The organism is Pantoea sp. Morm (assembly GCF_016643525.1).
Taxonomy (GTDB): Bacteria; Pseudomonadota; Gammaproteobacteria; order Enterobacterales; family Enterobacteriaceae; genus Pantoea; species Pantoea dispersa.
This window is the reverse complement of sequence record NZ_VOQX01000139.1, coordinates 1-7,930: the sequence shown is the minus strand read 5'-3', so window position 1 is coordinate 7,930 and position 7,930 is coordinate 1. Positions and strand designations below refer to the sequence as shown.

Here is a 7,930-nt window from a genome sequence, read left to right as displayed (position 1 = left end):
GGCGGCGTGCTGGCGGCCGCCTCAACCTATCACTTTTTTGCCCGCAAACTTTCCGATGTCGCGCTACGCGATGAAGACCAGGGCGTGGAGAACAGCGACACGAAGCCGGGACTGATCGCCATCATCAACACCTCGGGTGCCGACGCCATTCGCCTCGCGCTCGGTTCGCTGCCGATGCTGATCCTTTCGCTGTCGGTGGTGGGCATCCTGAAGAGTGCCGGCGCCATTGAGCTGCTGACGCAGCTGCTGGCACCGCTGTTACAGAAACTGCATATCGCCGAGGTGTATGTGCTGCCCGCGCTGACCAAATGCCTGGCCGGCGGCACCGCCTATTACGGCGTGGTTGCCGGTCTGGTCGAACAGGGGCAGTACAGTGCGCACAACATCAACGCCTCGGCAGGCCTGCTGATTCAGACCTTCGACCTGCCCGGCATCGGGATTTTCCTAGGGCTCTCCAGCCGTTTTCCGCGCCTGTTCCGCTTCGCCGTGCCCGGCATTTTGCTCGGCATTGCGCTGCGCGCCACGGCGCACAGCCTGCTGTTCTGATGCCGGTTTACCGGTCAGGATTTTGCCGCAGCAACAGCCTTACGCATCCGCGCCAAACGCCAGCGCTCTCTGCGCGCGCAGCTCTGCCAGCCGGGCTTCCAGCGCGGCTTCGATGTGCTGATAGGCCGTGCTGCCCAGCGCCAGCCGCAGCGGCATCGTTTCCTGATCCAGCGTCGCCAGCGTGGCCGTCACGCATTTTCCGGCATCACCCAATATAGCAAAGTCACCCGCTTCAATCGCCCGACGCAACTGACCGGATGCGTTGTCACGATAGGCGTCGAGCGGCGCGGCGATATCCAGCCCGCTGGCGAAGTTGGTGACGGTCGGGCCCGGCTCCACCAGCAGCAGCTCGATGCCAAAGCTGGCGACTTCCTGGCGCACCGCTTCGACAAAACCTTCAATGCCCCATTTGCTGGCGTGATACAGGCTGAAATTGGGATACGCCACCTGACCGCCCTCGGACGAGATCTGCGCAATGCGGCCACCGCCCTGCTGGCGCAAATGCGGGATGACAGCGCGAATCAGCTGGATCGATCCGGTGAGATTGGTGGCGATCTGGCGTGCAATCTGCGCGTCGCTGAGCTCTTCCGCCGCGCCAAACAGACCGTAAGCGGCGTTGCTTACCACCACATCAATACGTCCGACGCGGGCAAAGGCGGTGGCGATGGCCGGTGTGATACTGGCCGTTTCGGCCAGATCCAGCCGCATCACCAGCAGCCGATCGCCATATTGCTGCTGCAAATCGGCCAGTGGCTGCTCGCGGCGCACCGTTGCCACCACGCGATCGCCACGCTCAAGTAAGCGTTCACTCATCAGTCGGCCCAGTCCGCTGCTGGCACCGGTAATTAACCAGGTTTTCATTTTGCGCTCCTCATGTTGAAAACCTGATGATAGATCGCTTTACTGGTGGTCATAATCCCCCCAATTGCACATGACCTGGTGAGGAAATACCACCAATGAAACGCCCTTCCTGGCACGAACTGCAGGCGATCAAAACGCTGGGCGAGCAGCGCAGTTTTCGGCGCGCCGCCGAGCTGCTTGGCCTGAAGCGCTCTTCGCTCAGCCACCTGGTGAAAACGCTGGAGCACAACCTCGGCGTGCAGCTGTTTCAGCGCACCACACGCAGCGTGTCGCTGACCGACGCCGGTGAGCAGCTATTACAGCGCCTCGCGCCGCTGCTCAATCAGATGGATGAGGTGCTGCACGACGTCAGCCTGAGCCGCCAGCAGCAGTACGGTACGCTGCGCATCAGCGCCAGCGATGTGGTGATTGGCCTGCTGCTGGATCAGGTGGTGCCCGAGTTCAGCGCGCGCTATCCCGGTATTCAGCTTGATTTCTCCGCCCAGGGCGCGCTGGTGGATATCACCGCCGCCGGGTTTGATGCCGGCATCCGGCTGATTGAAGATGTGCCGCAGGATATGGTGGCGATTGCGCTCGGCGGCCCGCTGACCTTCGTTACCGTGGCCTCGCCCGACTATCTGGCGGCGCACGCGCCGGTGCGTCAGCCGCAGGATTTACTGCAGCAGCAGTGTATTCGTCATCGCCTGCCCGGGGGCAAACGCTATCGCTGGGAGTATCAGCGAGCGGAAGAAAGCCTGGAGATTGACGTGCCGGGTACGCTGACGTTAGACAATAACGCGCTGATGGCGCGCGCGGCCATCAACGGTTCAGGGATTGCGTTCGTGCCTTCGCTGTATGTTAGCGAGGCACTGCAGCAGGGGAAATTAGTGGAGCTGCTGGCCGACTGGCGCATTCAGTCGGCGGGAATCGCGCTGTGGTTCCCGCCGAACCGGCATCAGTCGATGGCGCTGCGGCTGTTTATCGACGCATTGAAAACCCGCCTGCCGCACTACCGCTGAATCAGCCCTGACGCTGCGGCGCTTTGTGCACCATGGTGTAGGCGTAGTCGACGCCCATGCCGTAGGCACCGCTGTGCTCACGCACCAGATCCATCACTGCATCGTAGGTCTCTTTGCGTGACCAGTCGCGCTGGTACTCCAGCAGCACCTGCTGCCAGGTCACCGGCACCGCACCCGCCTGCACCATTCGCTGCACGGAACGTTCGTGCGCATCAACACTGGTGCCGCCGGAGGTATCGGTCACCACATACACTTCGTAACCGGCTTTCAGCGCCATCAGAGCCGGGAAAGTCAGGCACACTTCGGTCCACAGCGCCGAGATGATCAGTTTTTTGCGGCCGGTTTTCTCTACCGCCTCGACAAATTTCGCGTCCTCCCAGGAGTTCATGGAGGTACGCTCAATCGGCTTCGATTCCGGGTGCACCGCCAGCAGTTCTGGCCAGATGTAGCCGCTGAAGCTTTCCGTTTCTACCGAGGTGTAAATCACCGGCACGTCGAAAATTTTCCCCGCTTTCGCCAGGGCGACGGTGTTATTTTTGAGCTGCTGGCGGTCAATATTGGCGACACCAAACGCCATCTGTGGCTGGTGGTCGATGAAGATCAGGGTTGAGTTCTGTGGGTCAAGCAGGTCGAGTTTAGACATGATAGTTTCCTCTAAAGTGGTTTTAAATTTGTGTGTTGTGCTGCTGGAACAAACTTTAGAGAAAGCGCGGACAAAGAGATAACGCAAAGAATTTTACAACTTGTTCAAAGCGTTTTTAGAAGCTTGATTTACATAGGTTAATTCACTCAAGCGCAGCGTTTTCACTGGTAAAACAGCGGCTCACCGGCGTTGATTCTGCGCCTGCGACGGGCGTAATCTGTGGCGACAAAATCATAAAAAACACCATCGCAAAATGATCGTACGTCCTCATCAACACTGGTTTCTCCGGTTGTTTGACTGGCACGGCTCAGTGCTGTCTCGCATTGCGTTCCGCCTGTCGCTTAACCTGCTGATGTCAGTGATCGCCATTCTGGGTTATCCCTGGTATTCCACGCTCGGCATTCACCTGACCACCGCACCGTTCAGCCTGATTGGCGTGTCGATCGCCATCTTTCTTGGCTTTCGCAATAACGCCAGCTACGCGCGCTTTATCGAGGCGCGCACGCTGTGGGGCAATATGCACATCACTCAGCGCTCGCTGCTGCGCCAGGTGAAAACGCTGCGCGGACTGCGTGCGGAACAGGTGCAGGAGTTTATCGGGCTGCAGCTGGCGTTTAGCTGGAGCCTGAAACACCGGCTGCGTAAAACCGATGCCCAGGCCGATCTGCAGCGGCTGCTGCCGCCCGCGTGGCACGCCGCGGTGCTCGGCCATCCGATGCCGACCTCACAAATCATGTTATGCATGGGCGAATGGCTGGCGCAGCGGCGTGATGAGGGATTAGTGACGGATATCGTCTGGCAGAGTATTGATGACAACCTCAACCATCTGTCGGCGTATCTGGGTGGCTGCGACCGGCTGGCCAGCACACCGATTCCCTTCGCCTACAGCCTGATTCTGCACCGCACGGTGTATCTGTTCTGCACCCTGCTACCGTTCGCGCTGGTGGCGGATTTGCACCTGATGACGCCGCTGGTGTCGGTGTTTATTTCGTATACCTTTTTGTCGCTGGAGTCGCTGGCGGAGGAGCTGGAAGATCCGTTCGGCACCGCGCCCAATCATCTGCCGCTGGACGCGCTGTGCGTGAATATCGAACGCAATCTGAAAGCGATGAACAACGATTTCCCGCTGCCGGCAGCGAGCCAGCCGGACCGGTATTTTAATCTGACGTGACGGCACGGGCTGATTCAATCGCCATGCTCGCTGAGCGCACCGCATCGTAGCGGCGCGATTTATCGCGCTAATCCGACCGCTGCGCCGCTGTTTTTTGCGCAATAAATTGCGCCGCTACGGTTTGTGCGGAAGGTTATTGCAGCGCCGTTGCAAGCGCTCCTGGATTGATGCGCCAGTAAAGAAATTAACCCAGCTTATCCAGCCAGCGGACATACGCCTGGTCCCACAGCGCAGCGGGGGTGCCGGCTTTACCGAGGCCAAAGCCGTGGCCGCCACTGCTCAGTTCAATCAGCTCAACCGGCACGCGCATACGGCGGCAGGCGTCGCGCATCAGCTCGGTGTTATGAGGGTTGGAGGTATGATCGTCCTCCGCCTGCGCCAGGAAGGTTGGCGGATAGGCACGGGTAACGTAATTTTGCACTGACCAGTTGGCTTCCTGGGTCGGCGTGGCGTCATTGCCCACGATCATCTGGTGAGTACGGGTGTGCTGATACGGCGCTTCAAGGGTGATAACCGGGTAAATCAGCCCGACGCTGTCTGCGGTTGGCCGGATGTCATCCAGCGAATCCTGCGGTGAATAGGTGACGAAGTCAGGCCGCGCTGCCGCCATGCCGAGCAGATGGCCGCCAGCCGAAAAGCCCAGCAGATGCACCTTGTTTTCCATGGCGCGCACCATGCGAATCGCGCGCTGCGCATCCTGCAGCGGCGCCAGTCTGCCGGCCTGCCACTTTTCACCCGGCAGTCGGTAGCTCAGCACGTAGGCAGTATACCCGTTGGCATTAAGCCAGCGCGCGACCGGCCAGGCTTCGCGCCCCATGCCGATAAAACGGTAGCCGCCACCAGCCGCAACGATCACCGCTTCGCCGTTGGGATTCTCCGGACGAAAGCGCTGAATGGCGGGAGAAACGATATTGGTCCATGAACCGTTAGCGCTGACTTTCAGCAGGCCAGACGGACCGCCGCCACCCGGTGGGTCGTCCGGCCAGAGCGGAATAATGTCATCCCGGGCAAACAGTTTGCCCGCCGTCATGGAGAGTACGGTTGCTCCGCTAGCCAACAGAAAACGACGCCGTGTAATCATCTTGCCCAGTAGCCGGTATGGAAAATGCGCCAGCCCGGAGGCGGCGTCTCATTATGTGATGCAGGTCCTGTTTCAATCTGGCGATAATGTACGCATTTCGTACAAAAAAGCCATAAAAAAACGCGCCAGAAAAGGCGCGTATTCATGAAGAGAAGGGAAAATTAATCCTGCTGCTGGAATTGGGTCATCACCGTCTGCTCACACTGCTGCTGATCGTGGCGCAGCTTCGCCCGCTCTTCTTCACCCAGTTCCAGCCAGCCGTTAACCACTTCCTGCGCGGTTTCCTCGTTGAAGGAGGGTTTGTTCATGGCCGACGGTGACTGGCTGGCCGCCAGCTGTGACTTCATTTTCTCAGTGTAGCTCTGCATGTCACCGGTTTTCTGCTCCCCGCTAACAATGTGGCACAGCTGGCTGGCGTAGATATTCTCCTGCGCGTCGGCATCCGTATCATCCGCCAGCGCGCTGGCAGACAGCGACAGCCCTACCAGGGCGATAAGCAATGCTTTCATAATAAGCTCCCGTTATTTCCAGAAAATCACGTTTCGTCTTGCTGCGCGCGTGCCGCCTGCCGGGCAGCACGCCAGTTCAGTAGCGGCGTCACCGTGATGCCGTGCAGCACAATGCTGCACACCACCAGCGTCAGCGCCATGTCCATCATCTGTTCCGCCTGCGGGCCCTGCAGGCCGTGCACCCAGGCATAAGCAATATAATTGATACTGCCGATGCCGCGAATCCCCAGCCAGCCAATCAGCATCCGCCGCATAAACGGCATCTCGCAGCGCCAGGTGGTCAGCCATACCGCCAGCGGTCGCACCACCACAAACAGCAGCAGCGCCAGGCCGATGCCGGTGAGATTCCAGTGATGCGCCAGCGTAATGCCCAGCACCACCATCATCGCTGCCGCCAGCAGGCGTTCGATAGTATCACCAAACGACAGCGCATCGCCGACCACCAGGCCGACCGATTTCACCGGGCTGCCGCCCCCCTGCTTCAGTCGCTGGTTAGGATTGACCAGCACCTCTGCCGGCAGGTAGCGCTTCTCTTCCGGTAAATCTTCCAGTGGAAAGCGTTTAGTCACGCGCAGCTCGGCGCGGCGTAAGCCAACGCCTGCTGCAAAAGTGGCAAGGAAGCCAGACGCATCCACCGACTGCGCCGCCGCGTAGCTCAGGGCGATCAGCGCCAGCGCGAGGAAATCATTGGGCGCCACGTCGTGATGCGCGCTACGCAGATGGGTCGCCAGCTGGCCGATCAGCCGGCCAAGCAGATAACCAATCGCCAGCCCGCCGCCAATCGCCCACACCACATCGCGCGCTGCCCAGCCGCCCAGCAGCTCCAGACTGAAGGCGCCCGGATGCATCAGCAGCAGCGCCAGCATCAGCAGCGGCAGCGCTGAACCATCGTTCATGCCGGCCTCGCTGGAGAGCGCCACGCGCAGCGCATCGTCATCGCGCGCATCGTTAACGGAGATCAGGCTGGCAAGCACCGGGTCGGTCGGGGCAACAATGGCGCCAAACGCCAGCGACAGCGGCCAGCAAAAGCCGGTAATCCAGTGAATCAGGCAGGCCATGCCGCCGACGGTCAGCAGCATCGCCGGAAAAGCCAGCCGCAGCCCGACGCGCCACGCGTGCGCGCTCATCGGCAGACGCAGCTTGAGCCCGGTGATAAACAGCGAGGCGGCCATGGTGATTTCGGTGATATGGGCGGCGAGCTCGGCGTGGCCGATAATGTCGATTTGCAGCAGATTAAGCATCCACGGGCCGCACAGAATGCCCGCGAACAGGTAGAGACCAAACGACGTCACCGGCCCCCGGTGAATCCAGCCGGAAGCCAGTGACATCAAAAGTAGCAGACCGCCAGTAAGGGCGGTCCAGGCCAGGAAGTTCATAACGCTCCGTTTTTAAATAACATTCTCCTTTAAGCCTGGCACAGGATCGTGAATTAGTTTTGCAGATGGCGACTGGCGAGACGAATCAGCAGCGCAAGCACAGCGGCAGCCGTCGCAAGGCTGACCACGCCATTCCAGCCGAAATGGGCCAGCGCCAGGCTGCCGAGCGCCGCGCCGGTCGCCATACCGATAAACACCACGGTGAACATCAGCGCATTGAGGCGGCTGCGCGCTTCCGGCGCCAGGCTGTAGACCAGCGTCTGATGCGCCACCAGCGTGGCCTGCACGCCAAGGTCAAAGCCGATGGTGCTGAGGATAATCAGGCCAAGCTGCGCCGGCACCGGCAGTACCGGCAGCAGGAACATCAGGGCAAATGACACCATCACCAGCGTGGCGCCATACTGGGTGACACGCGCCGGGCCGATGCGGTCGGCAAAACTGCCCGCCAGCGGCGCGGCCAGCGCACCGGCGGCACCGGCCAGACCGAAGGCCCCTGCCACGGCGCTGTCGAGATGGAAGCGATCGCTCAGCATCAGCGCCAGGGTAGACCAGAAGGCGCTGAAACTTACCGACAGCAGGCCCTGCGCCAGCGCCGCGCGGCGCAGCGTCTGGTGATGCTGCCACAGATGCGCCAGCGACAGCAGCAGAGGCGGATAGCTCACCGTGGTGCCCGGCGTAAAGCGTGGCAGCGCGCGCCATAGCGCCAGACTGCTCAGCAGCACCGCCGCCGCCGCCATCACGTCCA

At 60.7% G+C, this 7,930-nt stretch carries 8 protein-coding genes and 1 pseudogene; 3 read left to right on the top strand and 6 right to left on the bottom strand.

The features are described 5' to 3' along the window. Nucleotides 1–546, top strand: a pseudogene (locus tag FT726_RS25130) (nucleoside recognition family protein); the annotation flags it as partial. A gap of 39 nt (nt 547–585) precedes the next feature. Here the strand turns inward: FT726_RS25130 and FT726_RS25125 are convergent. Beyond that, a complete protein-coding gene (locus FT726_RS25125) occupies nt 586–1,407 on the bottom strand; it encodes an SDR family oxidoreductase (RefSeq protein ID WP_288424368.1) in 822 nt (273 codons plus the stop codon). A 95-nt stretch (nt 1,408–1,502) separates the two neighbouring features. Here FT726_RS25125 and FT726_RS25120 point away from each other — a divergent pair, with 95 nt between their 5' ends. After that, on the top strand, nt 1,503–2,405 hold the full coding sequence (locus FT726_RS25120; RefSeq protein ID WP_315656598.1) for a LysR substrate-binding domain-containing protein: 903 nt from the start codon (nt 1,503–1,505) through the stop codon (nt 2,403–2,405). Between the two features lies 1 nt (nt 2,406). Here the strand turns inward: FT726_RS25120 and FT726_RS25115 are convergent, their stop codons facing one another. Further along, nucleotides 2,407–3,048 carry a hydrolase gene (locus FT726_RS25115; protein ID WP_021508093.1) on the bottom strand — a complete coding sequence of 214 codons (642 nt, stop codon included), beginning with the start codon at nt 3,046–3,048 and terminating at the stop codon, nt 2,407–2,409. 253 nt (nt 3,049–3,301) lie between these two features. On the opposite strand from FT726_RS25115, the gene FT726_RS25110 reads away from it, so the two are divergent. Then, nucleotides 3,302–4,219, top strand: coding sequence for a bestrophin family protein (locus tag FT726_RS25110; RefSeq protein ID WP_031279808.1), 918 nt, complete (start codon nt 3,302–3,304; stop codon nt 4,217–4,219). Between the two features lie 184 nt (nt 4,220–4,403). On the opposite strand, the gene FT726_RS25105 is transcribed toward FT726_RS25110, so the two are convergent. The 4 genes from FT726_RS25105 to FT726_RS25090 form a co-directional block, all read right to left on the bottom strand. Further along, nucleotides 4,404–5,300, bottom strand: coding sequence for an alpha/beta hydrolase (locus tag FT726_RS25105; RefSeq protein ID WP_058759350.1), 897 nt, complete (start codon nt 5,298–5,300; stop codon nt 4,404–4,406). Nucleotides 5,301–5,461: 161 nt separating this feature from the next. Further along, nucleotides 5,462–5,809, bottom strand: coding sequence for a hypothetical protein (locus FT726_RS25100; RefSeq protein ID WP_021507870.1), 348 nt, complete (start codon nt 5,807–5,809; stop codon nt 5,462–5,464). Nucleotides 5,810–5,835: 26 nt separating this feature from the next. Then, nucleotides 5,836–7,185, bottom strand: coding sequence for a sodium:proton antiporter (locus FT726_RS25095; RefSeq protein WP_288424354.1), 1,350 nt, complete (start codon nt 7,183–7,185; stop codon nt 5,836–5,838). A gap of 53 nt (nt 7,186–7,238) precedes the next feature. Then, on the bottom strand, nt 7,239–7,930 hold a 692-nt coding region (locus FT726_RS25090; RefSeq protein WP_346303645.1), incomplete at its 5' end, for an MFS transporter.